Here is a 25,140-nt window from a genome sequence, read left to right as displayed (position 1 = left end):
GAGATGAGGCAGATTTTAGTGAGGACAACCAGACCGAGGAGGCGAGGATGGTGACGATCATGTCATTGCTCAAGATCTTTGCCGCCGGCTACACTCGGCGGCGCCCTGACGGCGATGTCCTCAACTGGGCGGCCGATCCGCTGTCGCACCCGGTGCTCGACACCATGTCGGAACGTGAACTCGGCGACATGCCGTTCCGGTTGACGGCGCGCCGCACCGCCTACGAGACCGCGACGGTCGGCTGCGGGTGAAAATCGCGGACGCGGTAAACTGGGAAGGCGATACTGTCGGCGCCAGCGCTGCCCCTCATTGCCCTGCCGGGCATTTCTCCCCGTATAGTGACGGGGAGAAAGATGCCTGCGCCGAAGGTTTTGCCAATCACCAACGCTGCAGGTGGCGAGGCGCACAGCTAGCCCCTTCTCCCCGTCACTATACGGGGAGAAGGTGCCGGCAGGCGGATGAGGGGCGGCGCGACGCCAAGTGGCTTCGCGCCTCGGCACATTGACTCTAACGGCCACTATCGTCGCCACCAAGTCTGGCCCAACCGAAGATGGATTGCGTCATCAACCGCCAAATCTATGGTGCGCTGCAATGAACGCCGCGCCGTCACCCCAACGCCTTGCTCTCGCCGGCATGATCGCCATAGCCGTCGCCATGGGCATCGGCCGCTTCGTCTACACGCCGATCCTACCCGGCATGATGGAAGAGTTGCATCTGTCGCCGGCCGATGCCGGCTGGATCGCCTCGGCCAATTATCTCGGCTACCTCGTCGGCGCGCTTGCCGCGGCCGGCGGCTGGGCGCATGGGCGCGAGCGCATGCTGATGTTTGGCGGCCTTGCCGCAAGTGCTGCGCTCGCCGCCCTGATGGGACTGACCGAGGCGATGACCGCCTTTGTCGTCATCCGTTTCGTTGCCGGCCTCGCCAGCGCCTTCGTCATGGTGTTCATGGCCAGCATCGTCTTTGGTCATTTGGCTGCCGCCAACAGAAGCGACCTGCAGGCGCTGCATTTCGGCGGCGTCGGCCTCGGCATCGCGGCGTCCTCGGCGCTGATGGCGGTTCTGGTCACTGAACATGCCGGCTGGGCGTCGGGCTGGCTGTGGTCGGGCGCGATCTCGGCTGTCGGCCTGGCGCTGGTCGCCTGGCTCGCCGGCGGCACGGCGCCCGCCAACGGTGTGGCCGGCCGCGAACCGGCGCTGCCGAAGGACCGGTCGCTGCTGAAGGTCATCATCGCCTATGGCCTGTTCGGCTTCGGCTATGTGGTGACGGCGACGTTCCTCGTCGCCATCGTGCGCCAGGGCGGCGGCGGCCGCGTCTTCGAGGCAAGCGTCTGGCTGGTCACCGGCGTTGCCGGCTTTCCCTCGGTCTGGCTCTGGCAGAAGATAGCAGCTCGGATCGGGCTTTACGCGGCCTATGCCTTGGGCTGCCTGGTCGAGGTGGTCGGCGTCACCGCCAGCGTCGCCATGGGCGGCGCCATCGGGCCGCTGCTCGGAGGCGTTCTGCTTGGCGGCACCTTCATCGCCGTCACCGCGCTCGGCCTGCAGACCGCGAGGCAGCTTGTCCCACAGGCGCCGCGCCGGATCTTCGCCATGATGACTGCCGCCTTCGGCATCGGCCAGATCGTCGGCCCTGTCGTCGCCGGCCTGCTGGCGCAGGCGTCCGGCAACTTCTTCCTCGCCTCGATCGTAGCTGCTGGCGTATTGCTGGTATCTGCAGGGATCACATGGTCGGCCGCGCCAAAATCGCCATGATTGTAGTCTTGCTCGATGCCGGGCATCGGGCGCGGGCATTTTCTTTCCACCTAATGTGTGACTTTATGCCCGCTGAACCCCGCTGATTTGCGCACCGACCGAGGATTTCACCACAGTGTTCGTATCCTTTTTTCCGCAGCCGAAGCTCTTCTTCTCTTCGGTGGTCCTTTGGACTGCGGTTCTCGTAGCTGGCTGGTTCCTCGGTGGGGACCAGATCGGCGCCTTAATCGGCTTGCCTCCCGCTCTTCCCGACGCGCCGCCGATCATCGGCGTCTCGGTATTCTGGTCGCCTCCCTTCCTTTGGTTTTACATCTACTATGTACTTGCCGTTTTGATATTCTATGGCTTCTGGCACTGGTATTCCCCGCATCCGTGGGACCAATGGTCCATTCTGGGCAGTTCGCTGATCCTATTTACTACCTATTTTCAGGTGCAGGTGAGCGTCGCGATCAACGCCTGGTACGGGCCATTCTGGGACCTCATCCAAGGTGTCGTGAGCAAAACTGTAAAGGCAACGGAAGCTGATCTTCATGCGCAAATAATCACTTTCCTTGGTATCGCGCTCGTTGCGGTTACCGTGCTGGTTTTGACGAATTTCTTCGTCAGCCATTGGGTGTTTCGTTGGCGCACTGCGATGAACGGTTACTACATGTCGTATTGGCCAAAGCTGCGCCATATCGAGGGCGCTGCGCAACGCGTGCAGGAAGACACGATGCGGTTTTCCCAGATCATGGAAGACCTTGGTACAAAATTCGTTGATTCCATCATGACGCTCATCGCTTTCATGCCAATCCTGCTCGGATATTCCAAGCACATTACGGTGCTGCCATTCATCGGTCACGTTCCTCAGCCGCTGGTTTTGGCTGCAATCTTCTGGGCGATCTTCGGCACGGTCGTCATTGCGACTGCAGGTATCAAGCTTCCCGGCTTGCAATTCCGTAACCAGCGGGTTGAGGCCGCATATCGCAAGGAACTTGTCTACGGTGAGGACGATCCGGCCCGGGCGCAGCCGCAGACTGTCGCGGAGCTGTTTTCGAATGTCCGCCAAAACTACTTTCGCCTGTATTTCCACTACGTGTATTTCAACGTGGTTCGCTACCTCTATCTGCAAACCGACAATATCTTCTCCTACTTCTTGATGGTGCCTTCCATGATCGCTGGAACGCTGACACTAGGCCTCATCAACCAAGTCAGTTCGGCCTTCAGCCAGGTAACCAACTCGTTCCAGTATCTCGTCAATTCCTGGTCGACGATTGTCGAGCTTCTGTCAGTCCACAAGCGCCTTCGCGCCTTTGAGGCGACGATCCGAGGCGAACCGCTGCCTGACATTGACCGCCACTTCATAGAGCGCCAAGCAGAGGCAAACGAGCCCGATCCGGCCTGATCAAATTTGGTGAAGGGAAGTGTACGTCGTGGGCGGCTCAGCCGCCCACCGCCGCCTGTCTCTCGCCACCATGCTGCCGCGAAACATAATCGCGAAAGCTGATGCATTCGACATCTGATTTGACGCAGGTCTTGTCGGCAAAGCGCTCCAGCGCGTTCCAGTAGGCGCCGTCGTTCATCAGGGTGAAGTGGAAGCTGAGCACCAGCGGAATGCGCTTGCCCTGATATTGCTTGTCGAAGGCGGCGCGGAACGCCTGATAGGTCCGCTCGCTGAACTCGGCTGCCTGGCTCGGCCGCTCGAAGCCCCCGGAATGCCGGACATAAAGATTGTAGTCCATGGCGATCACCGGTCGCCCGCTCGGGCCTTCCGGGATCTGCGGCAGAGAAAGGCGGGTGAGGCCGCCGCTGGTCGACGGCGCGACCGGGCCTTGCGAAACGCCGCTGGCGTCATAGTGGTAGCCGGCTTCCGGCAGGGCCTCGTAAAGCCCCTTGCTGATCGACAAATAGGGCGCGCGAAAGCCGACCACGGCATGGGCAACATCGCGCCAGCCGGCGGGCTCGGGCGCAATGCCGTTGATCGAATAGGCGTCCTCCAGAATGCGCTCGAACGAGGCGAATTCCTTCAGCCAGTCGGCCTTGCTCCAGCCCTTGCCGTCGAAATGGCCGCAGCCATGGCTGGCAATGTCGTGGCCTTCCGACGCGGCGAGCCCGATCTGGTCGAGCCGGTCCGCGACTTCCTGCTTCGAGGTGGCAAAGCCGATGTTGGATTTGCCCGCGGACTTGCCGGGCGCGGTGTATTCGGCGCGCGTCTGCGTCGACAGCAGGAACACGCAGGACAGAAAATAGGTGAAATGCGCGCCGGTGCGCTTCGCCAGCGCCCGGCTGCGCTGCCATTGCGAAATCTCGCGGGCGCTGTCGAACGAGATGATGACGACCTGCTTCGGCTTTGCGGGGGCAGGCGGCGCCGGCGGGTCAGCGAACGCCGCGCCAGCCGTGGCAAGCACGGCGGTGGAAAACGCGACAACGCGGGACAGAAGAGGCATCGGCAATCTGGGCTTGATCCGGAGGCAGTCCAAGCCGGCTAGCGGCAAAATGTGGCGCGGGTCTGACGGCCACAGGCTGTCGCCCGCCCGGCGATTAGCCGATTTTCCTGCCCAGCCCCTTCCATGCCGACAAAATTTCGCTAAAACGCGGGGCTCAAGAAGCGCCCCTGCCGGGGCAGCAATGGTTTTGATTGATGTCCGACGACAGTTTTATCCGCGAAGTCAACGACGAGATGCGCCGCGACCAGGCGCAGGCGCTGTGGGACCGTTTCGGTCCGGCGATCCTTGGCCTCGCCATCCTGGTGGTGCTCGGCACCGCCGCCTTCGTCGGCTACCGCTATTGGGACGAGACCCGCGCCAACCGCTCCGGCGATGCCTTCTCGCAGGCGCTCAAGCTTGCCAATGATGGCAAGAGCGACGATGCGCTGACAGCACTTCAGCAGCTGGAAAAGGACGGCTACGGCGCTTACCCGCTGCTCGCCCGCATGCGTGCGGCAACCGTCAAGGCCGACAAGGGCGACTTTGCCGCCGCCGTCGCGGATTTCGATGGCGTTGCCGCCGACACCGCCATTCCCCAGGGCATTCGCGACATGGCGCGCTTGCGGGCAGCTCTTCTGCTCGTCGACCACGGCTCCTTCGCCGACGTTTCCAGCCGCGTCGAAGCGCTGACCGCCGATAACAACACACTGCGCCACACGGCGCGCGAAGCGCTCGGCCTTGCCGCCTGGAAGGATGGCAAGACCCAGGATGCGCTGAAACTGTTCGACCAGATCGCCGCCGATGACGGCGCCCCGCGCAATGCGCGTCAGCGGGCGACGCTGATGTCGGAACTGATCCGCGGCTCGGGCGCGTCATGATACGCGTCGCCCAAAATGCGCTGCGGTTTTGGGCGATGGATGACGGATTGTAGGGCCGGATGAGCTTCAAAGTCGCCATTATCGGTCGTCCTAACGTCGGCAAATCGACGCTTTTCAACCGGCTGGTGGGAAGGAAGCTTGCGCTTGTCGACGACACGCCGGGCGTCACCCGCGATCGTCGCGTCCACGCGGCCAAACTCTACGACCTGCATTTCGATGTCATCGATACCGCCGGCTTCGAGGATGCGGCCGCCTCGACGCTGCCCGGCCGCATGCGCGCGCAGACCGAGATCGCCATCCGCGAAGCCGACCTGATCTTCTTCACCATCGACGCCAAGTCCGGCCTGCTGCCCGACGACCGCACCTTTGCCGAAATCGTGCGCAAGGCCGGTAAGCCGGTCGTGCTGGTCGCCAACAAGGCCGAGGCCAAGGGCGCCCAAGGCGGCATGCTGGAGGCCTGGGAGCTCGGCCTCGGCGAGCCCATCCCGGTCTCGGCCGAGCACGGCCAGGGCATGCCCGACTTGCGCGACGCTGTCATCGAGGCCCTTGGCGAGAAGCGCGCTTTCGACGAGGAGGAGGCCGAGTCCGAGGAGGAGGTCGCCGCCAGCGAGGTACTGATCGGCGAGGACATCACCGATCCGGATGCTGAAGCAACCTATGACGACACCAAGCCGATGCGCATCGCCGTCGTCGGCCGCCCCAATGCCGGCAAGTCGACGCTGATCAACGCGCTGATCGGCGAGGAGCGGCTGTTGACCGGCCCGGAAGCCGGCATCACCCGCGATTCCATCTCCGTCGACTGGGACTGGCATGGCCGCCGGCTAAAACTGTTCGACACCGCCGGCATGCGCCGCAAGGCCAGGATCCACGAGAAGCTGGAAGTGATGTCGGTGCAGGACGGCCTGCGTGCCATCCGCTTTGCCGAGATCGTCATCATCGTGCTCGACGCCACCATCCCCTTCGAGAAGCAGGATCTGCAGATCGCCGACCTGATCATCCGCGAGGGCAGGGCGCCGGTCATCGCCTTCAACAAGTGGGACCTGATCGACAATCCGCAGGAACTTCTGGCGGAACTGCGCGAAAAGACCACACGGCTTTTGCCGCAGGTGCGCGGCATCCAGGCGGTGACGGTTTCGGCCGAGACCGGCCGCAGCCTCGACAAGCTGATGGACGCCGTCATCAAGACGCACAAGGTCTGGAACAGCCGCGTTTCCACCGGCAAGCTCAACCGCTGGCTGGAAAGCATTCTGGCGCATCACCCGCCGCCCGCCGTCGCCGGCCGCCGGCTGAAGGTCAAATATGTCACCCAGGCCAAGACCCGGCCGCCGGGCTTTGTCGTCCAGTGCTCGCGGCCCGATGCGATGCCGCAATCCTACGTCCGCTATCTCTCCAACAGCCTGCGCGAAGCCTTCGACATGCCCGGCGTGCCAATCAGGATAGCGCTGCGGACTTCGGACAATCCGTTCGCGGGTAGGGCGAACAAGCGCAAATGAGCCTCAGGCTTACGTAGGCTGGCGGGACCGCACCCCCCCTGCCCTGCCGGGCATCTCCCCCTTGAGGGGGAGATTGGCAGCGTCTCCGCCGCGCCTTTTCCCAATCGTCCGAGAATTGGCGAAAGCCAACGTGGTAGCCAATCTCCCCCCCTGAGGGGGAGATGTCCGGCAGGACAGAGGGGGGCGTGACGGAACGCGGCGCTGGATACCTGTTCCGGCTGTCTAAGCGACCTCCCTCAATCGTTCGTCCCGCGGCAGCGCCTCTATCGCCGCCTGCAACAATATATCCGCCAGCCGCGCCGCGACCGGATCCAGTTCGGCATCTTTCTGGTGCAGCACCAGCGCCATTGTCGGCAGCGCGGGCAAACCCAGCGCCTGCGGCGCCATTGCCCTGACATTGGCCGGCAGGCCGATATCGGTGCGGATCGTCAAGCCTAGCCCCGCCGCAACAGCCGCCCAGATGCCGCCAAGGCTGGGGCTGGAGAAGGCCATCCGCCACGGCAAGCCGGCGCGGTCGAGTGTTTCCGTCGTCACCGTGCGTAGCAGGCAGGGCGCTTCCAGCGCCACCAGCGGCAGCGCCTCGCCCTCGCGCAGGCTGGTCTCGATCAGCTTTGCCGGACCGATCCAGCGCAACTGCACATCACCGACATGCCGGCTGTAGGGCAGCGCCTGGCCGCTGTCCCAGGCCAGCGCGATGTCGAGATTGCCTGATGTGATCCGCTCGGCAAGTTCATAGCTGCGTCCGATCCTCGCCTCGATCTTGACCTTGGGGTGCGCGCGGGCGAAGCGCCCGAGCACCTCAGGCAGCACCGCCTCGCCGAAATCCTCCTGCAGGCCAAGCCTCACCCAGCCTTCCAGCTCGACATCGTGGATGGCGGAAGCCGCCTCGTCATTCAACTCGAGCAGCCGCCTGGCGTAGCCGAGCATGGTTTCGCCGGCTTCGGTCAGTGCCAGGCCGCGCCCAGACTTGCGGAAGATCGGCGTCGCCGCCTGCTCCTCCAGTTTCTTCAATTGCGCGCTGACCGCCGAGGTCGACCGTCCGAGCCGGTCGGCGGCCTTGGCGAAACTGCCTAGCTCCATGCCGGTGACGAAGCTTCTGAGGACATCGAGGTCGAAGGTTATGCGTCGCATCGCAACAATCCTGCTTTTCGGGAATAATTGTCAAAAACTTCCCGATATTCGGGATGAAATTACGGCGGTAGAGACGAGGCGTCAAGGTCCGGAAAGGGCCATTACAGGAGTCCCCGCCATGTCGATCGCCGACGCAAATTGTGAGCCAGGCCGGGTTGGTCGAGCCGCCGTCACTTCGAAGGCTGAACGATTTCCCGCCAATCATCGCTGGAAGGTGCTTGGCATCGGCGTTGCCGCCAATGCCAGTTTCTCAGCCACCTTCGCCGGCATACCGGCGGCGGCGGTGTTTCTGCGTTCGGGTTATCAGCTCTCCAACGGCAATCTCGGCCTGGTCCTCGGCCTGCTCGGCCTGGGGGTCGCCTTGAGCGAACTGCCCTGGGGGCTGCTCACTGACCGCTGGGGTGATCGCGGCGTGCTGTTGACCGGCCTCGGCGCGACGGCGGCGTGGCTCGCGGCCATGGCGTTGTTCATCGTCCCGTCGGCGACCTATGTGCCCGGCGTTGCAATGCTGGCCGCATGCCTTCTCGTCACCGGCCTGCTCGGCGGCAGCGTCAACGGCTCCAGCGGCCGCGCCATCATGGCCTGGTTCCATGAAGGCGAGCGTGGCTTTGCCATGAGCATACGGCAGACGGCGGTGCCGCTCGGCGGCGGGCTCGGCGCTCTGGTCCTGCCGTCGCTGGCCTCAGCGCATGGATTCGCGGCGGTCTTCGGGCTGCTGGCAGCCGTCAACGCCGTCTCGGCGCTGTTTGCCTGGCGCTGGCTGCACCAGCCGCCGGAGAGCGATGCCGACGGCATGGCCATGGCAAAGCCGGCTGGCCCGGCGCCGTTGCGCAATGTCGAGGTCTGGCGCATCGCCACCGCCATCGGCCTGCTCTGCTTCCCGCAGGTGGCGGTGCTGACTTTCGCTTCCGTCTTCCTGCATGACTTCGCCGGCATGGGCACGCTCACGATCAGCGCCAGCCTTGCGGCGGTGCAGACCGGCGCCATGGTCATGCGCGTCTGGAGCGGCCGCTTCACCGACCGCCATGGCAACCGCCGCTGGTTCCTGCGCCTCTGCAGCATGACGAGCGCGCTTGGTTTCGCGGCTCTCGGCCTGCTGGTCCTGGCGGCTGCCGCCACGCCAGGCTGGCATTCCGCGTTGATACCGGCAATCGCGGTGCTGCTGGTCGTTGCCGGCATCTCGGTCTCCGCCTGGCATGGCGTCGCCTATACCGAGCTCGCCACGCTTGCCGGCGCCAGCCGCGCCGGAACCGCGCTCGGCCTCGCCAACAGTTTCGTCTTCATTGCCTTCTTCGTGGTGCCGACGGCCATTCCGGCATTGCTGCTCATCTGGTCGTGGCCTGGCGTCTGGCTGGTGGGTGCGCTCTGCGCGCTGTCGGCCTGGCCGATCTTGCTGCGGCCGAACTGACGGGCCTGCAAACGGCGTCCCGTTTCGGGCCAGTTTGAAAAAACGCCATCGATGTCGTTAACCCCGCATCAAGGTTAATGCTTCACTTTGGCTCTCCAGTGGCTCAGTGGCGTTTCTGGAGAGTTCCCCGTGCATCGACGTGTCTTGACGCGGCTGGCTGCCGCCGCCGGTGAGAAAAAACGTTCCTTCATATCGCCATTGGTCATCGGGCTCGGCATCTGGATCGGCTTTCCGACCGTCGTTGCCTACCAGGACATGGGCAGTCTGATTTCCGGCCTCGAAGCGTCGGGCACCCGCTGGAACTCTTACGTCGAGCGCTCGGTCGCCGGCTCGGTCCATGCCGCTGAAATGCCTTTCATCGATTCCGTCACCACCGGCTCGCTCTCGGGCTCGGGCGTGCGCCTGCCCGGCGTCGGCAAGGTCTCGTTTCGCGGCGAGGGCAATGTCGCCGGCGTCACGCCGGACGAGGATCGCATCATGCGCGCCGACAAGAAGGGCCGCATCATCCAGGTCTCGCCGGTGGCGCCGCCGAAGAACTTCAATGCCGGCTCGATCTTCGAGCGCACCTCCTCGCTGCTGCGGCCGAGCATGGACAGCGGCCTGAAGCTGGCCTTTGCCAAGCCTGGCCTCAAGGGCAAGGAAATCCAGATCGCCCAGGCGTTCCACACCAATGTGGACAGGAAGCCCGATCCCGGCGTGCCGGCGATGCTTGCGGCCCTCGTCAACAACGACAAGCCCGACGTGCTGGCCACCGCCTATGCCCAGGCCGAACCCGACTACGCCAAAGCCTCGCCCTTCGAGGCGCTGCTGCAGGACGAGGACCCGAACGATGGGCGCTTCATTCCGCCGATGGCCAAGGGCGATCACTCGTGGATTCAGACCCCACTGCCGGCCAGCGTCTTCTCCAAGAAGGAGCAGGCCTGCCTCGCCAACGGCATCTATTTCGAGGCGCGCGGCGAATCCGTGCGCGGCCAGGCCGCAGTCGCGCAGGTCATCCTCAACCGGGTCCGCAATCCCGCCTATCCGAATTCGATCTGCGGCGTCGTCTACCAGAACGACAACTGGCTGAACCGCTGCCAGTTCTCCTTCGCCTGCGACGGCAGGAAGAAGCGCATCGAAAGCCCTGCCAACTACAAGGTGGCGCAGGATGTCGCCATGGCCGTCACCGCCGGCAAGATCTTCATCCCGGAAGTCGGCTCATCGACCCATTACTACGCCAACTATGTTCATCCGGGTTGGGCCCGCACGATGCAGAAGATGACCAAGATCGGCCTGCATATCTTCTACCGCACCTATGGCGGCGGTTGGAGCTGAGCCCTTCGGGCCGCCATCTGTTACGAGCCGCAAAAGCCCCCGGGCGCCGAAATCGGACAGCGGTCGCCGGACGGATTCGGGGCATGTGCCGACCCCATAGTGCCGGGCACGATGTCGCACCTCTGCAAGTGGTTGATTTCAATAGAGAAAATACATGGCGTTGAAGTCCCGCCCGTGGCTTGACGGGCGCAAACCCTCTAACTATGTTGCCGGCGACTTTAGAAGCGGACGGACGGTGACGGTCTGACCGGGCAGGGGGGTTACGATGGCCGACAAGAACGGGCCAGACGGAACCGGAGAAACCGGCCGCGGCAGCAAGCACGAAGCCGACGTCCGCGACGAAGATCTCGAGCGCCGCCGGCGCGAGCTTGGAGCATCGCTTGCGACAAGACGGCCGGATCGGCTAGAGGGGAATGACGGCGCGAAAGCGACGGCCGGATATGGCCAGGCGCTCAAGCTGTCCAGCGAGTTCATCGCCGGGATAGTGGTGGGTGTGGGCATTGGCTGGTTTCTGGATCGTGTGGCGGGAACCTCGCCATGGGGTCTGGTTGTCGGTCTGTTGCTGGGCTTTGGCGCCGGCGTGCTCAATGTCCTGCGTTCGGCAGGTGTTGTGGCGGAATTCGGAAAAAGCGAGAAGTCGCGCGATCCGAAAGAATGAACTGGCGCCGCCAATGGCGCATAAGAACACTTAAAGCCGTTCGTGGCTTTGACGGGGATGTAAATGGCTGCTGACAAGGTCGATCCGATCCACCAGTTCCATATCGTCAAGCTGATTCCGATCAACATCGGCGGCTACGACCTGTCCTTCACCAATTCGGCACTGTTCATGGTCGCGACCGTGGCCATTGCATCGGCGTTTCTTTACCTCTCGACCTCGAGCCGGAGCCTTATTCCCGGGCGCCTGCAGTCGGTTTCGGAAATGGCCTACGAGTTCGTCGCGAATATGTTGCGCGATGCAGCCGGAACCCAAGGCATGAAGTTCTTTCCCTTCGTGTTCTCGCTGTTCATGTTTGTGCTTGTCGCCAATCTGCTTGGCCTTTTTCCTTATTTCTTCACCATCACCAGCCACATCATCGTCACCTTCGGCTTGGCCGCGCTGGTGATCGGAACCGTCATCGTCTATGGCTTCATGAAGCACGGCCTGGGCTTCCTCAAGCTTTTCGTGCCGAAGGGCGTGCCCATCCTGATGATGGTGCTTGTCGTTCCAATCGAGGTGATTTCCTTTGTCTCGCGTCCGGTCAGCCTATCGGTTCGTCTGTTCGCCAACATGCTCGCCGGCCACATTACCCTGAAGGTGTTTTCCGGGTTTGTGGTCAGCCTGAGTGCGCTCGGTGCGCTCGGCGTTGCGGGATCGGTCCTGCCGCTGGCAATGGCCGTGGCGCTGACCGCGCTGGAGTTGCTCGTGGCGCTCTTGCAGGCATATGTGTTCGCCGTGCTGACCTGCATGTACCTGAATGATGCGCTGCATCCTTCGCACTAGATAGAGTTTCCGGCGTCGGTCGCCGGATGGAATTGCAACGGAATTACAGATCCAAAGGAGTTTAAAATGGACGCAGAAGCAGCAAAGTACATCGGCGCCGGCATCGCTTGCCTGGGCATGGGCGGCGCGGGCATTGGCCTCGGCAACATCTTCGGCAGCTACCTGGCGGGCGCCCTGCGCAATCCGTCGGCCGCCGATGGCCAGTTCGGCCGCCTGATTTTCGGCTTCGCTGTGACCGAAGCTCTGGGCATTTTCTCGCTTCTGATCGCGCTTCTCGCCCTGTTCGGCTGAGCTTTCGAGAAGATTGGACAGGCCGGCCGCTACCATGCGGCCATGCCTGATATCAGGGGATAGTCCATGTTCGTGACATCTGCCTTTGCGCAAGAGTCCGCACCCGCCGCTGAAGGCGCCCACACCGGCACGGAAGGCGACACGCATTCCGGCACCGGCGTGCCCGCCGAGGCGCACGGCACGTTCCCGCCATTCGATCCGGCGACGTTCCCGTCGCAGCTTCTGTGGCTGGCGATCACGTTCGGGCTGTTCTACCTGTTCCTGAAGAAGGTGGTGATGCCGCGCCTTGGCGGCATTATCGACGTGCGTAGCGATCGCATTACGCAGGACCTCGACCAGGCCGCCAAGCTGAAGGGCGAGGCTGACGCTGCCGTTGCTGCTTACGAGCAGGAACTGCTGGAAGCCAAGACCAAGGCCAATGCGATCGGCCAGCAGGCCAACGACGCCGCCAAGGCCGAAGCCGAGACCGCTCGCAAGAAGATCGAGGCCGCGCTCGACAAGAAGCTCGGCGAGGCCGAGGCCAGCATCGCTTCCATCAAGGCCAAGGCCATGAAGGAAGTCGGCACGATCGCCGAGGACACCGCATCGGCCATTGTCGATGCGCTTGTCGGCGGCAAGGCCAGCAAGGTCGAGATCGCGGCTGCCGTCAAATCCGTGGCCCGCTGAGGAGCACATCATGGACGCCACATCGCTCGCGACGCTCTGGGCCACCGTCGCCCTGATCATTTTCCTCGGCGTCGCCATCTACATCAAGGTACCGGGGCTGATTGCCAAGGCGCTCGACGCCCGTGCCGCCAAGATCAGCGACGAGCTTGCGGAAGCCCGCAGGCTGCGCGAGGAGGCCCAGCAGCTGCTCGGCCAGTACCAGAAGAAGCGCAAGGAAGCCGAGCAGGAGGCCGCGGCAATCGTCGCCGCAGCCAAGCGCGAGGCAGACATGCTTGCCGCCGAGGCGCACAAGAAGACCGAGGATTACGTCACCCGCCGCACCGCGCTTGCCGAGCAGAAGATCGGCCAAGCCGAGCGCGAAGCTGTCGCCGAAGTGCGCGCCAGCGCCGTCGACATCGCCGTCGAGGCAGCCCGCACGCTGCTTGCGGCCAAAGTCGATGCCAAGGCCGGCGCCGACCTGTTCAAATCCGCGCTGCAGGACGTGAAGGCCAAGCTGAACTGAGCGGAAGCCGTCAACGCATCATCGAAGCCGCCCGGGCAACTTGGCGGCTTTTTTGTTGGGCGCGGCGATGGAGATTGGCGAAGGCGGTAGTGCGCGTAATCTCCCTCCTTGTGGGGGAGATGCCCGGCAGGGCAGAGGGGGGCGCGAAGGATCGCGGCGATCGGTTCTCATGCGTTGCGCCGGCTGCAAATTGTGTAGTAGGGACAGGCTGGAGGGACAGCGCCCCCCTCTGCCCTGCCGGACATCTCCCCCACAAGGGGGGAGATCAGCTGTGCCGCCAGCTCACTCCAACCCGGCAAAACCCTCTTCTTCCACCACCTCAACGCCACCCAGCCTGAACGGCGCGAACGACGCGCGGTGCAGTCTTGCCACCGGGCCGTGCGCTTCGATCGCGGTGCGGTGCCGCACCGTGGCGTAGCCCATATGGACTTCGAACCCATAGCGTTCGTGGTGGCTGCCGCAGCCGCACATCATGCGGTCGCGCATCACCTTGGCGACGATCGAGGCGGCGGCGATCGACTGCGAGCGCTGGTCGCCTTTTACCAGCGCGCGGCCTTCGCAGATGAGGCCCGGCGGTACGTCGCGGCCATCGGCCAGGGCCAGCTTTGCCTGTATCGGCAGGCCGGCAAGGGCGCGGCGCATCGCCTCCAGGCTGGCCTTGAGGATGTTGCTGCCGTCGATGCCTTCGGCACTGACCGAGGCTATCGACACGCCGAGCGCGGAGCCGAGGATTTTCAGGAACAGCGCCTCGCGCTGCAAATGGTTGAGCCGTTTGGAATCGTCTAGGCCGTCGGGAATGTTGGCGGGATCGAGGATCACCGCCGCCGCCACCACCGGCCCGGCCAGCGGACCGCGGCCGGCCTCGTCCATGCCTGCCACCGGCCACAGACCTTCGGCCATCGCCTTCGTCTCGAAGGAGAAGTCGGGCTTCTCGACGATTTCGAAAAGAAGCGGAGAATCGGAACGCGCGCGAGCCATGTTGCGGCGAGGTTCGCATCGGCTCCGATTCTCCGCAAGTCCCTCCAGGGTCAGGTGGGGCAAGACCGGGAGGGCACCGTCTGCAGGCCGGGGGACAGGCCGGACGGGATTCTTGTTGCCTGCCAGCCACTAAGGCAGACCGGCGATGATTTCAGAGCAGCATCAGCTGCTCGGTTGCGTTGGCGGCTGCGACAAAATGATCGGTTCTCAGTGTTCGCCGTTCGGCGTTGAGGCCGAGCCGCTTGGCAGTGATCTCGAAGCGTCGGCCGATCTGCCAGGCATAGGGTCCGGCGCCTTTCATGCGCTTGCCCCATTCCGAATCGTAATCCTTGCCGTCGCGCATCGAACGGATCAGCGACATCACATGCCGGTAGCGATCGGGATAATGGCGCAGCAGCCAGTCCTTGAAGATCGGCGCCACTTCGAGCGGCAGCCGCAGAATGACATAGCCGGCTTCACGCGCGCCGGCGGCGCGTGCCGAATCGAGGATGCGCTCCATCTCCTGGTCGGTCAGGCCGGGGATGATCGGCGCCACCATCACCGAGGCCGGAATGCCGGCATCCGAGAGCTGCCTAATCGCCTCCAGCCGCTTGGTCGGCGTCGACGCGCGGGGCTCCATCGTGCGCGCCAGCATGCGGTCCATCGTTGTCACCGACAGCGCCACCTTGGCCAGCCCGCGTTCGGCCATACGCGACAAGATGTCGATGTCGCGCGTCACCAGATGGGATTTGGTGACGATGCCGACCGGATGGCCGCGCGCCTCCAGCACTTCGAGGATCTCGCGCATGATCCGGTATTGTTTCTCGATCGGCTGGTAGGGATCGGTGTTGGTGCCGATGGCAATGGTGCGCGGCTGGTAGCCGTCCTTCGACAGTTCCTTGTCGAGCAGCCGCGCCGCATCCGGCTTGGCAAACAGCTTCGATTCGAAATCCAGCCCCGGCGACAGGCCCATGAAGGAATGCGTCGGCCGCGCGAAGCAATAGACGCAGCCATGCTCGCAGCCGCGATAGGGATTGATCGAGCGGTCGAAGGAGATGTCGGGCGATTCGTTGCGGGTGATGATGGTGCGCGGCTTCTCGACCTGAACCTCGGTCTTGAACGGCGGCAGTTCCTCCAGCGAATTCCAGCCATCGTCGAACACATGCCGGCTGACCGGCTCGAAGCGCCCGGACGGATTGATGCCGGCCGAACGGCCGCGGTTGCGGTCCGGACGGACGCGCATGCCACTCTGTTCGATCATGGCATTGGCCATCTCGGCTCGTCCTGCTCCGAACGCTGCAATGTCCGCACGCACGATATGTTCCATCTTTGCCCTCTCCCAAGGACTGTCGGCCGGCTGTCGAATCGGTCTGTTCATGAAAATAATCCTATTTTGCCGATGAGAACAAAGCAAGAACTTTTTTGCCGTGCGATGCAAAACTGGCGCTTCGTGAGGCTTTCCGCTATTCGGCTGAAATGCTCAGCGTTCTCATCGAAACCCGTGATGACGAAGAGGGCCTTGCCCGCACGCTCGCCTCGCTTATCGGCGGCGCGGTCGAGGGCGTGGTGCGCGACGTCATCGTCTGCGACACCGGCTCGACCGACCAGACGCATCGTGTCGCCGATCACGCCGGCTGCCACTTTGTCGCCGGCGGCATTGCCGCAGGGATCAGGCAGGCGAAAGGCGACTGGCTGCTGTTTCTGGAACCCGGCGCGCGACTTTCGGAAGGCTGGATCGACGAGGTTGTCGCCCACACGGCGCGGCAAACCATGCCGGCGCGCTTTTCCCGTGCGCGCGGCAGCCGCACGCCGTTCCTGGCGCGGGTGCTCCAGGGAAACCGGGCGCTGGCCGAAGGGCTGGTCATCAGCAAGCGCCAGGCCGCCGCCCTGTCGAAGAACGCGCACAGCGCCGAAGCCCTTGCGCGCGGCCTTGCCTCCAGGCGACTGGATGCCGAAATCTGGGTGGCGCCGAAGAAGTGATGTTTCTCCCTTCTCCCCGTTCTACGGGGAGAAGGTGCCGGCAGGCGGATGAGGGGCGGCGCTGACGTTTCCAAGCATTGGCACGCTGCATAGGATCGTCCTCTTTTTCACCGCGAAAGCTTATTGTGCATTGCACAAAAACTGACGCGGGATTAGCATCTCATTGATGCGGGATATCGGGTCTGGGTAATGCGGGAGCGGTGGAAATCGACGTTTCGTCCGCTGCCGTTCATACCTGAGGACCCCAATGAACCTTTTGACCCCTGACAAATCCGGCGCTGCCAGCCTGGAAGCCATTGCCCGCAACGGTAGCCTGTTGCGCCGCATTGCCGCGCGGATACCGACCTATCTGTCCGACCTGCGCGAGAACCCGGCCTGGCTGCCGATGTTCATGCTTGCCCGCACCATGCCGGCGCGCAAGCTGCACTGGCTGGGCGCCAAAGCCGCGCGCCCGGCGCAAAGTGCCGGAGCTACGATGTTCAGGAGCGTCGAGCTCAAGTCGATCGTCGAAACGCTGCGCACCGACGGGTTGTTCTCCGGACTGGTGCTGCCGAAGGCGATCCATGAGGAGATCGCCAGCTTCGCGCAGAGCGCGCCATGCTTCGGCAATTTCGATCGCCGGCTCGAATTCATGCCCGGGGAACACGCAGAAGCCGAGAAGCGGTTCGGCCGCTCCTTGCTCAGCGGCCATTATTTCGAGCGCATCCTCGGCTGCAGGGCCGCGCTCGCCATCCAGAATGATCCGCTGTTGCTCGACATCGCCCAGAACTATCTGGGCGGGCAGGCAAAGCTGATCACCACACGTGTCTGGTGGAGCTTTCCGACCGGCGAGGCTTCCGACGCCGACAGGAACCTCGCCTCGCTCGGCAAGTACCATTTCGATCTCGACGACTGGCGCATGCTGAAATTCTTCTTCTATTTGAAGCCCTGCGATGCCGGCACCGGCCCGCATGTCTATGTCAAAGGCAGCCACAACAGGCGCAGCCTCAGGCACCAGCTGACGCTGCTGGTCGGCCATCCGGCCGAAGACGTGCTCAAGGTCTATGGCGACGACAGTCCGGTTACGCTGACCGGCGAGGCCGGTCTCGGTTTCGTCGAGGACCCGTTCGGCTTCCACATGGGCACCGTGCCGTCGCGCACGCCGCGGCTTATGATGGAGGTCGGCTTCGGCGTGTCGCCCCCGTCTCGCCGCCGCTTCCACGGCGAACCGGTTATCCGCTGACGGCGGAGCGGATCTCCACCGGCATCCAGCGCGCCTGTCGCCGGGCCATGCGGCCGTCGCGGCTCTCGGCATCGTAGTCCATTGGGACCGGCTCGCGGCTGAACCGCAGCCGGTCGTCCAGCGCATTGACGATGACGATCGCCCTGGGGTCGCCGCCATCGGTGGTGACGGCCGCGACATAGACACCGCAGTCCCGGCAGATGAGATAGTCGGCGGTGCGCAATCCGAACCGGTATCGGTGCAAGCAGGCTTCGTCCTCGACCGTGACGATCAACAGCCCGAGCGGATCGGCGGCAGCACGCGAGCCATGCCGGACGCAGAACGCGCATTGGCAGGCGCGGATCTCCATCTCTGACGGCTCGATCCCGGTTTCAAACGTCAGGTGAATGTTGCCGCAATGGCAACCGCCGCGGTACTCACTCATGGCATCTTTCCGTCCCAAGCACCTTGGCGGCAGATTACCCGCCTGGCAGCCTGCAGCAAATGATCCTTCGAAGGTCCAAGCGTCATTCTGCCTGACAAAGGCGGCGCGCGGCCGGCACTTTGCCTTGGTTTATGAACCGGCCTTGCTGCGCCGCAAATGCTCGTCCAGGCGTGGCATGATCTCGACGAAGTTGCAGGGCATGTGGCGGTAGTCGAGCTGCGGCTTCAAAATGCCGTCCCAGGCATCCTTGCAGGCGCCGGGCGAGCCCGGCAGCACGAAGACGAAGGTGGCGTTGACGACGCCGCCGGTGGCACGGCTCTGCACCGTCGAGGTGCCGATCTTGTCGTAGGAAATGCGGTGGAACACTTCGGAGAAGCCGTCCATGCGCTTTTCGAAGATCGGCTCCAGCGCCTCCGGCGTCACGTCGCGGCCGGTAAAACCGGTGCCGCCGGTGGTGATGACGACATCGATATTTTTGTCCTGCGACCACGCCAGAACCGTATCGCGGATTTTCTCGCGATCGTCGGTGACGATGTCGCGGGCGGCCAACACATGGCCGGCCTCGGTTATGCGGTCGGCCAGCGTCTGGCCGGATTTGTCATCGGCAAGGCTGCGCGTATCGGAAACCGTCAGCACCGCGATGCGCACCGGGATGAAGGGGCGGCTCTCGTCAATTTTGGCCATCGGCTCCCTCCGACGCGATGCTGCGCGTCGCCGCGACAAACCAGTCCGGTTCGCGGCTTCGAATCTCGGCGGCGGCACGCTTGGCGACATTGCCGGTTTCGAACAGCCCGAAGCATGTCGCGCCGGAGCCGGACATGCGTGAAAATCCTGATCCGGCCCTGTTCAGCAGCGAAAGCGCTCTGCCGATGGGCGGCTGTATCGCCTGCGCCGGGGCCTCGAGATCGTTGCGGGTGATCTCCAGCCAGTTGCGGACGCTGTGGAAGTCAAATGCGCGGGGCAAGGGCGGCAACCCGTCATTGTCGCGTTTCTCAAGTGTGTTGAATACCTCGGGTGTCGAGACGGCGACGCCGGGATTGACCAGGACGAGCGCCAGCGCGGGAAAATCCGGCACCAGCGACAGCTCGTCCCCGACACCGCGCGCGACCAGTGGTTTTGCCGAAAAACACATCGGAACGTCGGCGCCGAGCGTGAGACCGATCCGCGCCAGTTCGGCCTCGCCGATGTCGAGCCCCCAGGTCCGGACGAGACCGTGCAAAACCGCCGCCGCGTCGCTCGAACCGCCGCCGACGCCGGAGGCGACCGGCAGGTTCTTCTCCAGTCGGATGGCAACCGGAGGCGTGCTCTGCTGGCCTGCCTGGCTGCGCAGCGCCTCGCGCGCCTTCACCGCCAGATTGCTGTCGTCGATAGGCACAGAAGAGGCATAGCGGCCCGATACGGAGAGACGGTCGACCTCGGCGGGCTCGATCTCGACCCTGTCGCCGAAGCGGGTGAAGACGGCGAGACTTTCAAGCAAATGATAGCCATCGGCGCGCCTGCCGGTGACATGCAGCGCCAGATTTATCTTGGCGGGTGCCAGCCGCGTCCGTGCCGAGACATCCACTGTGTCAGCTGCAAGCGGGATGATGTTCAGTCCTTGGCCAGGCGGTATTCGCCGGTCTTCGGATCCTTGACCAGCGTGCCGTTGGCGCCGTTGGCCGCCTGCTTTTCGGTGCGCCGCACCTTGGCGGTCACGCGTTCGGCCTCACGGACGAAGGTGCGGTAGCCGAAATACGCGGCGGCGCCGACGACTGCGAAGAAAATGATCTGTGGCATTCTCAAAACTCCTCCCTCGCAAGGCGGCAAAGGCGGCCGGGTCGGGTTAGTCGGCGATTATGCTAGACGCTTTCCCCGCGTTTTCAAAGCCCGAAGCGCGACCACAATGCGCGCTCTTCCGCCGCATCGATCACGCCGCTGGCGGCGGCAGCAGCGATGTCCGGCGCTGAAAAGCTTGAGCCGAACAAGCCGATGCGGCCGAAAAGGCCACGCGGCGCGGTGACCAGCCTGAGCTGGGTTTTCGCGCCAAAGCGGGTCTTCAGCACCGTGCGCATGTCGCTCAAAGCATCGACGAGGCCAAGCTCCAGTCCCTTCTTGCCGGTCCAGAACAGGCCGGTGAACAGGTCCGGATCGTCCTTCAGTTTGGTGCCGCGGCGCTCCTTGACCAGGTCGATAAAGGTCTCGTGCACCTCAAGTTGCAGCGCCTTCAGCCGCTCGACGTCTTCCTTTTTCTCCGGCTTGAACGGGTCGAGCACCGCCTTGTTCTGGCCGGCGGTGTGGACGCGCCGCTCGACGCCAATCTTCTTCATCAGTTCGGGAAAACCGAATGAGGCCGACACGACACCGATCGAACCGACGATGGAAGACGGATCGGCAAAGATCTCGTCGCCGGCAACCGCGATCATGTAGCCGCCCGAGGCCGCCACATCCTCGACGAAGACCAGCACTTTTTTGTTCTTCTCGACCGCGAGATCGCGGATGCGCTTGAAGATCAGCCGCGACTGCACCGGCGAACCGCCCGGCGAATTGATGGAGATGGCGACGGCGGGCGCGTCGAACAGGAATGCCTTTTCGATGAGGGCGGCGGTGGAGGCGAGCGACAGGGTCGGCCGGAACTGGCCCCCGCCGGCCATGATGGTGCCGTGCAGCCTGATGACGGGAATAGTGACGATGCTGGAGCGCCAGGATTTCGGCAGCAGGCGGTTGAAAAGTCGTTTCACGAGGTGGCTGTCTCCAGTGGCAAAAGAGCAAGATAGATCAGTTTTGGAAGAAATTCCTCGGGCGGCGCGGATCTTGCTCTGGGCATGTAGGGATTTGCTGGCCAACGGCAATGCCGCGGTTTTGGGGCGAATGCATGTCGCAACAACGGGTATGCTCAGCACAAAATCAATCGCCGAACAGCGATGCCAGTCCGTTGTTGATCATCTCGGTGCGTTCCGACGGGCCGTCGCCGGTCTCGGCGTGCAGCATCAGTGGCGGGCGGATCGACAGTTTTCCACGTGCGCCGAGTGCTGCCCTGACCACAATGCGGATCGCGGCTGCTTCCGGGCGTGGATGGACGGCCAGCATCTCGGCGTCGCCGAAGCGGCCTGACATGGCCCCGAGAAGATCGCCAAGCTGTTCCGGCCGCGCGATGACGGCCAGGCCACCACGCGGCTTTGCCACGGCGGCCGCACTTCGGATCCAGCTTTCGAACAGCCCCTCTTCCATCACATGCGCCTGCCGGCGCAGCGGATCGGGTGTGGCGCGGTCCTCTGCAGCGTTGAAGGGCGGGTTCATGATGACGAAATCGAAGGAATTGTCGGCAAGCCCAGCTTCGCCACGCGACCGGCCCGACAGTGTGACGTCAGCGGCAAGGACCGAGGCGCGGTTGCCGAGATGCGCATTGCCGGGATGGGCGAGCGTGGTTGCGGCGAAGCCCGCCATCTCGGTCGAACGTTCGACAAGCACGACCTCGGCCGCCGGACAGCGCGACAGCACTGCAAGGCCCGCCGCACCCGCGCCGGCGCCGAAATCGGCCAGCCGCCCGGCAAAGGTTGACGGTACGGCTGCTGCCAGCATCATGGCGTCCATGCCGGCGCGATGGCCGGTCCTCGGCTGCACCAGCCAGAAGCGGCCGCGATGGAAGGCATCGACCGTGTGGGCCGGCGTGTCCGTGACGGAGGCGGCGCCGGGCGCGGCCATTATTTCCGGCGGATTTCGTTGGCGATGCCGGCGTCGGTCAGTATGCGCCGCGCCTGATCAGCCTGGTCGGCGTCGACCATGACGCGCCGCGGCAGGATGCCGACCGAGCCGTCAAGTATGCTCATATTCTGATCGGCGACGAAAAAGACGATGCCGGCATCGCGCATCAGCGATTCGACAAAGGAAATGATCACGGCATCGTTGGTGCGGATGAGTTCTATCATCGGACGAAGTTCGCAGGTTGCGCCGTTGATGTAAACGCTGGAGCATGATGCCGAAACGTGTGAAGCGGCTCCAAGGGTTGACACGCCGTCACCGCAGCCGCGCCAATTCGCCTCTTGCCGTGCCCGTATGTGCCGCCCTAGAGTCTGTACCGGGACCAGGGTGCCGTCGCACGCGTGATCAAAGACGGGAGTGTTTGTTGGTGGGTGTCGTTCTCAACATCGAAAACGGGAAGCGGGAACCCGCCTCCATCAAGGATCTCATCGACCTGACGGCAGCCGATATGGGGCGCGTCAACGAGTTGATCCTGTCCAAGGCCGGCTCCGACGTCGAGATGATCCCGGAGGTGGCCAACCATCTGATCTCGTCGGGCGGCAAGAGGCTGCGTCCGATGCTGACGCTCGCCGCCGCCCAGATGTTCGGCTATTCCGGCGAGGGCCACGTCAAGCTCGCCACCTCGGTCGAATTCATGCACACCGCCACGCTGCTCCATGACGACGTCGTCGACGAGAGCGGCATGCGCCGCGGCAAGAAGACCGCCCGCATGATCTGGGGCAACCAGGCAAGCGTGCTGGTCGGCGATTTCCTGCTCGGCCAGGCTTTTCGCATGATGGTCGATGTCGGCTCGCTGGAAGCGCTCGACATCCTGTCCAGCGCTGCTTCGATCATCGCCGAAGGCGAGGTGATGCAGCTGGCCGCCGCCAAGAACCTCGATACCACCGAGGATGAGCATTTCGCTGTCATCAAGGCCAAGACCGCGGCACTGTTTTCCGCCGCCGCCGAGGTGGGGCCGGTCATCGCGCTGGCGACGCGCAACGATCGCGCGGCGCTTCGCTCTTACGGCATGAATCTCGGCCTTGCCTTCCAGCTCATCGATGACGCGCTGGATTATGGCGGCTCCAGCCAGGAACTGGGCAAGAATGTCGGCGACGATTTCCGCGAGGGCAAGGTGACGCTGCCCGTCATCCTCGCCTATCGCCGCGGCACCAAGGCCGAGCGCACCTTCTGGAAGCGCGCCATCGAGGACAATGTCACCGACGATGCCGGATTGGAAAAGGCGATCGGCCTGATGACCCGCCACGGCGCCATCGCCGACACCATCGGCCGCGCCCGCCATTTCGGCGAGATCGCCCGCGACGCGCTGGCGCCGCTGGAAGCGACGCCGCAGAAATCGGCGCTGATCGACGTCATCGATTTCTGCATCAGCCGCGTGAACTGACCAGCGCCTGGCGCGCCGCCGAAAATTTTGCCCTTAAAATCGGGCAATGACCGCTCGACAATGGGCTGCGCGTCAAATTATCTATAAAACATGGCAAAGACCGTAGACGACACCATCGCCGTGCGCATCAGCAAGGTGCTGGCCGACCGCATCATATCGGGCGCGATCGAACCGGGCGCACGGCTGCGGCAGGATCACATCGCCGAGGAATTCCAGACCAGCCATGTCCCGGTGCGCGAGGCCTTCCGGCGTCTGGAGGCGCAAGGGCTGGCGATCGGCGAGCCGCGCCGCGGCGTGCGCGTCGCCGCTTTCGACCTCGGCGAGGTCAGGGAAGTTGCCGAAATGCGGGCCGCGCTCGAAGTTCTGGCGCTGCGCAATGCCGCGCCACACCTGACAGCGGCCATTCTCGACCGTGCCGAAGAAGCCACCAAGGCCGGCGACAAATCCCGCGATGTCCGCTCCTGGGAGGAGGCCAACCGCACTTTCCATCGGCTGATCCTGGCGCCCTGCGGCATGCCACGGCTCATCGCCACCATCGACGATCTGCATGCGGCAAGCGCCCGCTTCCTGTTCGCCGCCTGGCGCTCGGAATGGGAAATCCGCACCGACCAGGACCATCGCGCGATCCTGAGCGCGCTTAGGCAAGGCAACACCGAATCGGCCGCGGCTACGCTTGGCCGGCACGTGCAGTGGATCGGCCAGAAACCGGTAAGGACTGCCTCCGGCAAGATGCGCGAAGCCTTCGCCATCGTCGGCTAGCCGCGCGAGACGCGACCCCAAGATCATCGCTATTTCGGATGGGATCCCAGCCTTTTCAGGGTGAGGGGTTGCCATCCCCGCGCAAATATGGATTCGATAATAGATCGAATAACAAAATTATCTATAATTTGAAACCAGCAGGGAAGCCGCCATGACCGACATCGCCTTTTCGCCCTCCAAGCCGTCCTTCAGCCCGCTGCGCCTGCAGACCCGCCCGCTTGGCTGGCAGGTCGGAGCCGTCGTCCTCGGCACGCTGTTCCTGGCTCTGTCATCCTATATCGAAGTGCCGATGGTGCCTGTCCCCGTGACCATGCAAACCTTCGCGGTGACCCTGATCGGCGCGCTCTACGGCTGGCGGCTCGGCGCCATCACCATCGCCGCCTGGCTGGTCGAGGGCGCGGTCGGTTTTCCGGTTCTGGCCGGGGGCGCTGCCGGCGTAGCGCATTTCGTCGGCCCGACCGGCGGCTATCTCTTCGCCTTCCCCGTCACCGGCGCGCTTGTCGGCTGGCTGGCCGAACGCGGCTGGAACGGCAACAAGGTCGTGCTTGCCTTCGCCGCCATGGTCCTCGGCAATCTCGCCTGCCTGGTTCTCGGCACGGCGTGGCTCGCCGTCATGATCGGCCTCGAACAGGCCATCACCTTCGGCTTCCTGCCCTTCCTCGTCGGCGGCTTGCTGAAATCGGCGCTCGGCGCCGCGACACTCAAGCTCTTCTCCGGCAATAAGACCGGACCGGCCGGGAAGGCATCATAAAGACCGATGACCGTCAGGCTGCGCTCCCATCATCTGCTTTGCTTGCTGACCTATGTCGGCAAAGGGTACAGCGCAGCCTTCGTCGCCAACTACGACACGATCGCCGAACGTTTGGGCCGGGGCGAGGATATTCTGATTGTCTCCGGCCCCGACGATATCTGCCAGCCGCTGCTCGGCGAGGCCGAGCCGCATTGTTTGCGCGAAAGTGCGGCCGGCCGGGACGAACTGGCGGCACGCGATGTCGGCAAACTGCTGGCCCGGCCGATCCAGGCCGGCGTCCGCTTCAGCCTCGACGCGGCAACGCTTGCCGGCCTGCGCGCCGCCTTTTCAGCCGGTGTGACGCGTGAGGCCTGCCAGGGTTGCGAGTGGGTCGGCCTGTGCACCACTGTCGCTGCAGGCGGATATCGCGATGTCAGGCTGTAGCTCCCAACCCCGATCTGCTATTATCCCGAACCGACAGTGTGTGCGTCGCCATGGTTTGTTAATCGGGTGACCCGATTGTGAATTCGGCCCGGATTGAAGCCTGACCCCAAAAAGGCCATGCTTTGTCCGGAAAACATCGAGTCTATGGCGGTCCCGCCTGTGTGCGGGTCGCGTCTGGCTGAAAG

Annotated in this window: 29 protein-coding genes; 18 read left to right on the top strand and 11 right to left on the bottom strand. The window is 63.9% G+C overall.

Annotated features, from left to right (window positions below; genetic code table 11):
* Positions 1-47 precede the first annotated feature (47 nt).
* The 3 genes from H0241_RS14765 to sbmA all read left to right on the top strand — a co-directional run bounded on the left by H0241_RS14765 (position 48) and on the right by sbmA (position 3,133).
* Positions 48-251, top strand: a complete 204-nt coding sequence (locus H0241_RS14765; protein WP_181058395.1) for a hypothetical protein — start codon at positions 48-50, stop codon at positions 249-251.
* Positions 252-591: 340 nt separating this feature from the next.
* The gene (locus tag H0241_RS14760; protein WP_235984282.1) at positions 592-1,749 is read left to right on the top strand and encodes a YbfB/YjiJ family MFS transporter; all 1,158 of its coding nucleotides are present in this window, start codon (positions 592-594) and stop codon (positions 1,747-1,749) included.
* Between the two features lie 115 nt (positions 1,750-1,864).
* On the top strand, positions 1,865-3,133 hold the full coding sequence (gene sbmA / locus H0241_RS14755; RefSeq protein ID WP_181058394.1) for a peptide antibiotic transporter SbmA: 1,269 nt from the start codon (positions 1,865-1,867) through the stop codon (positions 3,131-3,133).
* 37 nt (positions 3,134-3,170) lie between these two features.
* On the opposite strand, the gene H0241_RS14750 is transcribed toward sbmA, so the two are convergent.
* Positions 3,171-4,175 (bottom strand): polysaccharide deacetylase family protein, encoded by a 1,005-nt coding sequence (locus tag H0241_RS14750; RefSeq protein ID WP_181058393.1) that lies wholly within the window; start codon positions 4,173-4,175, stop codon positions 3,171-3,173.
* A gap of 194 nt (positions 4,176-4,369) precedes the next feature.
* On the opposite strand from H0241_RS14750, the gene H0241_RS14745 reads away from it, so the two are divergent.
* Together H0241_RS14745 and der are read left to right on the top strand one after the other, a co-directional pair.
* On the top strand, positions 4,370-5,032 hold the full coding sequence (locus H0241_RS14745) for a tetratricopeptide repeat protein (RefSeq protein ID WP_181058392.1): 663 nt from the start codon (positions 4,370-4,372) through the stop codon (positions 5,030-5,032).
* 59 nt (positions 5,033-5,091) lie between these two features.
* The gene (gene der, locus H0241_RS14740; RefSeq protein ID WP_181058391.1) at positions 5,092-6,525 is read left to right on the top strand and encodes a ribosome biogenesis GTPase Der; all 1,434 of its coding nucleotides are present in this window, start codon (positions 5,092-5,094) and stop codon (positions 6,523-6,525) included.
* Between the two features lie 222 nt (positions 6,526-6,747).
* Here the strand turns inward: der and H0241_RS14735 are convergent, their stop codons facing one another.
* Positions 6,748-7,656: a LysR substrate-binding domain-containing protein gene (locus H0241_RS14735; protein WP_181058390.1), complete on the bottom strand. Its 909-nt coding sequence runs from the start codon at positions 7,654-7,656 to the stop codon at positions 6,748-6,750.
* Positions 7,657-7,774: 118 nt separating this feature from the next.
* Here H0241_RS14735 and H0241_RS14730 point away from each other — a divergent pair, with 118 nt between their 5' ends.
* The 7 genes from H0241_RS14730 to H0241_RS14700 all read left to right on the top strand — a co-directional run bounded on the left by H0241_RS14730 (position 7,775) and on the right by H0241_RS14700 (position 13,317).
* Positions 7,775-9,064 carry an MFS transporter gene (locus H0241_RS14730; RefSeq protein ID WP_181058389.1) on the top strand — a complete coding sequence of 430 codons (1,290 nt, stop codon included), beginning with the start codon at positions 7,775-7,777 and terminating at the stop codon, positions 9,062-9,064.
* Between the two features lie 129 nt (positions 9,065-9,193).
* Complete coding sequence (locus H0241_RS14725) at positions 9,194-10,378, top strand: cell wall hydrolase (protein ID WP_181058388.1); 1,185 nt, start codon at positions 9,194-9,196, stop codon at positions 10,376-10,378.
* A gap of 265 nt (positions 10,379-10,643) precedes the next feature.
* Positions 10,644-11,036 carry an AtpZ/AtpI family protein gene (locus H0241_RS14720; protein WP_181058387.1) on the top strand — a complete coding sequence of 131 codons (393 nt, stop codon included), beginning with the start codon at positions 10,644-10,646 and terminating at the stop codon, positions 11,034-11,036.
* A gap of 63 nt (positions 11,037-11,099) precedes the next feature.
* On the top strand, positions 11,100-11,858 hold the full coding sequence (locus H0241_RS14715; protein ID WP_181058386.1) for a F0F1 ATP synthase subunit A: 759 nt from the start codon (positions 11,100-11,102) through the stop codon (positions 11,856-11,858).
* A 66-nt stretch (positions 11,859-11,924) separates the two neighbouring features.
* A complete protein-coding gene (locus H0241_RS14710) occupies positions 11,925-12,149 on the top strand; it encodes a F0F1 ATP synthase subunit C (protein ID WP_006206606.1) in 225 nt (74 codons plus the stop codon).
* Between the two features lie 66 nt (positions 12,150-12,215).
* Positions 12,216-12,815, top strand: a complete 600-nt coding sequence (locus tag H0241_RS14705) for a F0F1 ATP synthase subunit B (RefSeq protein WP_181058385.1) — start codon at positions 12,216-12,218, stop codon at positions 12,813-12,815.
* 10 nt (positions 12,816-12,825) lie between these two features.
* The gene (locus H0241_RS14700; RefSeq protein ID WP_181058384.1) at positions 12,826-13,317 is read left to right on the top strand and encodes a F0F1 ATP synthase subunit B; all 492 of its coding nucleotides are present in this window, start codon (positions 12,826-12,828) and stop codon (positions 13,315-13,317) included.
* Between the two features lie 282 nt (positions 13,318-13,599).
* Here the strand turns inward: H0241_RS14700 and H0241_RS14695 are convergent, their stop codons facing one another.
* On the bottom strand, positions 13,600-14,295 hold the full coding sequence (locus H0241_RS14695) for a ribonuclease HII (RefSeq protein ID WP_181058383.1): 696 nt from the start codon (positions 14,293-14,295) through the stop codon (positions 13,600-13,602).
* A 151-nt stretch (positions 14,296-14,446) separates the two neighbouring features.
* The gene (locus H0241_RS14690) at positions 14,447-15,601 is read right to left on the bottom strand and encodes a PA0069 family radical SAM protein (protein WP_181058382.1); all 1,155 of its coding nucleotides are present in this window, start codon (positions 15,599-15,601) and stop codon (positions 14,447-14,449) included.
* 149 nt (positions 15,602-15,750) lie between these two features.
* Between H0241_RS14690 and H0241_RS14685 the strand changes: the two genes are divergently transcribed.
* Together H0241_RS14685 and H0241_RS14680 are read left to right on the top strand one after the other, a co-directional pair.
* Complete coding sequence (locus tag H0241_RS14685) at positions 15,751-16,254, top strand: glycosyltransferase (RefSeq protein WP_181058523.1); 504 nt, start codon at positions 15,751-15,753, stop codon at positions 16,252-16,254.
* A gap of 247 nt (positions 16,255-16,501) precedes the next feature.
* Positions 16,502-17,476, top strand: coding sequence for a hypothetical protein (locus tag H0241_RS14680; RefSeq protein ID WP_181058381.1), 975 nt, complete (start codon positions 16,502-16,504; stop codon positions 17,474-17,476).
* Here the strand turns inward: H0241_RS14680 and H0241_RS14675 are convergent.
* From H0241_RS14675 to H0241_RS14645, 7 genes are all read right to left on the bottom strand, one after another.
* Positions 17,466-17,900, bottom strand: a complete 435-nt coding sequence (locus tag H0241_RS14675; protein WP_181058380.1) for a GFA family protein — start codon at positions 17,898-17,900, stop codon at positions 17,466-17,468. The two genes, H0241_RS14680 and H0241_RS14675, sit on opposite strands and share 11 nt — an antisense overlap.
* A gap of 129 nt (positions 17,901-18,029) precedes the next feature.
* A complete protein-coding gene (gene moaB, locus H0241_RS14670) occupies positions 18,030-18,584 on the bottom strand; it encodes a molybdenum cofactor biosynthesis protein B (RefSeq protein WP_181058379.1) in 555 nt (184 codons plus the stop codon).
* Entirely contained in the window at positions 18,571-19,464 is an 894-nt protein-coding gene (locus H0241_RS14665; protein ID WP_328824691.1) for a 4-(cytidine 5'-diphospho)-2-C-methyl-D-erythritol kinase, read from the bottom strand. The genes moaB and H0241_RS14665 overlap by 14 nt, the downstream gene beginning before the upstream one ends.
* A gap of 26 nt (positions 19,465-19,490) precedes the next feature.
* Complete coding sequence (locus H0241_RS14660) at positions 19,491-19,676, bottom strand: hypothetical protein (protein WP_181058378.1); 186 nt, start codon at positions 19,674-19,676, stop codon at positions 19,491-19,493.
* 83 nt (positions 19,677-19,759) lie between these two features.
* Entirely contained in the window at positions 19,760-20,617 is an 858-nt protein-coding gene (locus H0241_RS14655) for a S49 family peptidase (RefSeq protein ID WP_181058377.1), read from the bottom strand.
* 166 nt (positions 20,618-20,783) lie between these two features.
* Entirely contained in the window at positions 20,784-21,581 is a 798-nt protein-coding gene (locus H0241_RS14650; protein WP_181058376.1) for a tRNA1(Val) (adenine(37)-N6)-methyltransferase, read from the bottom strand.
* Positions 21,581-21,805 (bottom strand): putative signal transducing protein, encoded by a 225-nt coding sequence (locus H0241_RS14645; RefSeq protein ID WP_181058375.1) that lies wholly within the window; start codon positions 21,803-21,805, stop codon positions 21,581-21,583. Before H0241_RS14645 ends, H0241_RS14650 begins: the two co-directional genes overlap by 1 nt.
* 200 nt (positions 21,806-22,005) lie before the next feature.
* Here H0241_RS14645 and H0241_RS14640 point away from each other — a divergent pair, with 200 nt between their 5' ends.
* From H0241_RS14640 to H0241_RS14625, 4 genes are all read left to right on the top strand, one after another.
* Positions 22,006-23,022 (top strand): polyprenyl synthetase family protein, encoded by a 1,017-nt coding sequence (locus tag H0241_RS14640; protein ID WP_181058521.1) that lies wholly within the window; start codon positions 22,006-22,008, stop codon positions 23,020-23,022.
* A gap of 90 nt (positions 23,023-23,112) precedes the next feature.
* Positions 23,113-23,781, top strand: coding sequence for a GntR family transcriptional regulator (locus H0241_RS14635; RefSeq protein ID WP_181058374.1), 669 nt, complete (start codon positions 23,113-23,115; stop codon positions 23,779-23,781).
* 151 nt (positions 23,782-23,932) lie between these two features.
* Entirely contained in the window at positions 23,933-24,532 is a 600-nt protein-coding gene (locus tag H0241_RS14630; protein WP_181058373.1) for a biotin transporter BioY, read from the top strand.
* Between the two features lie 6 nt (positions 24,533-24,538).
* Complete coding sequence (locus H0241_RS14625; protein ID WP_181058372.1) at positions 24,539-24,955, top strand: DUF1284 domain-containing protein; 417 nt, start codon at positions 24,539-24,541, stop codon at positions 24,953-24,955.
* The last annotated feature ends 185 nt before the right edge of the window (positions 24,956-25,140 follow it).

The sequence above is a fragment of the Mesorhizobium neociceri genome (assembly GCF_013520985.1).
Classification (GTDB): Bacteria; Pseudomonadota; Alphaproteobacteria; order Rhizobiales; family Rhizobiaceae; genus Mesorhizobium; species Mesorhizobium neociceri.
Note: the sequence above shows the minus strand (reverse complement) of the source record. Positions and strands in the feature narration are given on the sequence as shown.

Bases quoted from the DNA above. Each gene is read 5' to 3' on its own strand.
- H0241_RS14700 (WP_181058384.1), top strand. From the start codon at position 12,826: ATGGACGCCACATCGCTCGCGACGCTCTGGGCCACCGTCGCCCTGATC.
- H0241_RS14710 (WP_006206606.1), top strand. From the start codon at position 11,925: ATGGACGCAGAAGCAGCAAAGTACATCGGCGCCGGCATCGCTTGCCTG.
- H0241_RS14715 (WP_181058386.1), top strand. From the start codon at position 11,100: ATGGCTGCTGACAAGGTCGATCCGATCCACCAGTTCCATATCGTCAAG.
- H0241_RS14635 (WP_181058374.1), top strand. From the start codon at position 23,113: ATGGCAAAGACCGTAGACGACACCATCGCCGTGCGCATCAGCAAGGTG.
- H0241_RS14760 (WP_235984282.1), top strand. From the start codon at position 592: ATGAACGCCGCGCCGTCACCCCAACGCCTTGCTCTCGCCGGCATGATC.
- H0241_RS14650 (WP_181058376.1), bottom strand. From the start codon at position 21,581: ATGGCCGCGCCCGGCGCCGCCTCCGTCACGGACACGCCGGCCCACACG.
- H0241_RS14765 (WP_181058395.1), top strand. From the start codon at position 48: ATGGTGACGATCATGTCATTGCTCAAGATCTTTGCCGCCGGCTACACT.
- H0241_RS14680 (WP_181058381.1), top strand. From the start codon at position 16,502: ATGAACCTTTTGACCCCTGACAAATCCGGCGCTGCCAGCCTGGAAGCC.
- H0241_RS14745 (WP_181058392.1), top strand. From the start codon at position 4,370: ATGTCCGACGACAGTTTTATCCGCGAAGTCAACGACGAGATGCGCCGC.
- H0241_RS14690 (WP_181058382.1), bottom strand. From the start codon at position 15,601: ATGGAACATATCGTGCGTGCGGACATTGCAGCGTTCGGAGCAGGACGA.
- H0241_RS14660 (WP_181058378.1), bottom strand. From the start codon at position 19,676: ATGCCACAGATCATTTTCTTCGCAGTCGTCGGCGCCGCCGCGTATTTC.
- H0241_RS14735 (WP_181058390.1), bottom strand. From the start codon at position 7,656: ATGCGACGCATAACCTTCGACCTCGATGTCCTCAGAAGCTTCGTCACC.
- H0241_RS14685 (WP_181058523.1), top strand. From the start codon at position 15,751: ATGCTCAGCGTTCTCATCGAAACCCGTGATGACGAAGAGGGCCTTGCC.
- der (WP_181058391.1), top strand. From the start codon at position 5,092: ATGAGCTTCAAAGTCGCCATTATCGGTCGTCCTAACGTCGGCAAATCG.
- H0241_RS14730 (WP_181058389.1), top strand. From the start codon at position 7,775: ATGTCGATCGCCGACGCAAATTGTGAGCCAGGCCGGGTTGGTCGAGCC.
- H0241_RS14675 (WP_181058380.1), bottom strand. From the start codon at position 17,900: ATGAGTGAGTACCGCGGCGGTTGCCATTGCGGCAACATTCACCTGACG.
- H0241_RS14705 (WP_181058385.1), top strand. From the start codon at position 12,216: ATGTTCGTGACATCTGCCTTTGCGCAAGAGTCCGCACCCGCCGCTGAA.
- H0241_RS14750 (WP_181058393.1), bottom strand. From the start codon at position 4,175: ATGCCTCTTCTGTCCCGCGTTGTCGCGTTTTCCACCGCCGTGCTTGCC.
- H0241_RS14720 (WP_181058387.1), top strand. From the start codon at position 10,644: ATGGCCGACAAGAACGGGCCAGACGGAACCGGAGAAACCGGCCGCGGC.
- H0241_RS14625 (WP_181058372.1), top strand. From the start codon at position 24,539: ATGACCGTCAGGCTGCGCTCCCATCATCTGCTTTGCTTGCTGACCTAT.
- H0241_RS14695 (WP_181058383.1), bottom strand. From the start codon at position 14,295: ATGGCTCGCGCGCGTTCCGATTCTCCGCTTCTTTTCGAAATCGTCGAG.
- moaB (WP_181058379.1), bottom strand. From the start codon at position 18,584: ATGGCCAAAATTGACGAGAGCCGCCCCTTCATCCCGGTGCGCATCGCG.
- H0241_RS14630 (WP_181058373.1), top strand. From the start codon at position 23,933: ATGACCGACATCGCCTTTTCGCCCTCCAAGCCGTCCTTCAGCCCGCTG.
- H0241_RS14645 (WP_181058375.1), bottom strand. From the start codon at position 21,805: ATGATAGAACTCATCCGCACCAACGATGCCGTGATCATTTCCTTTGTC.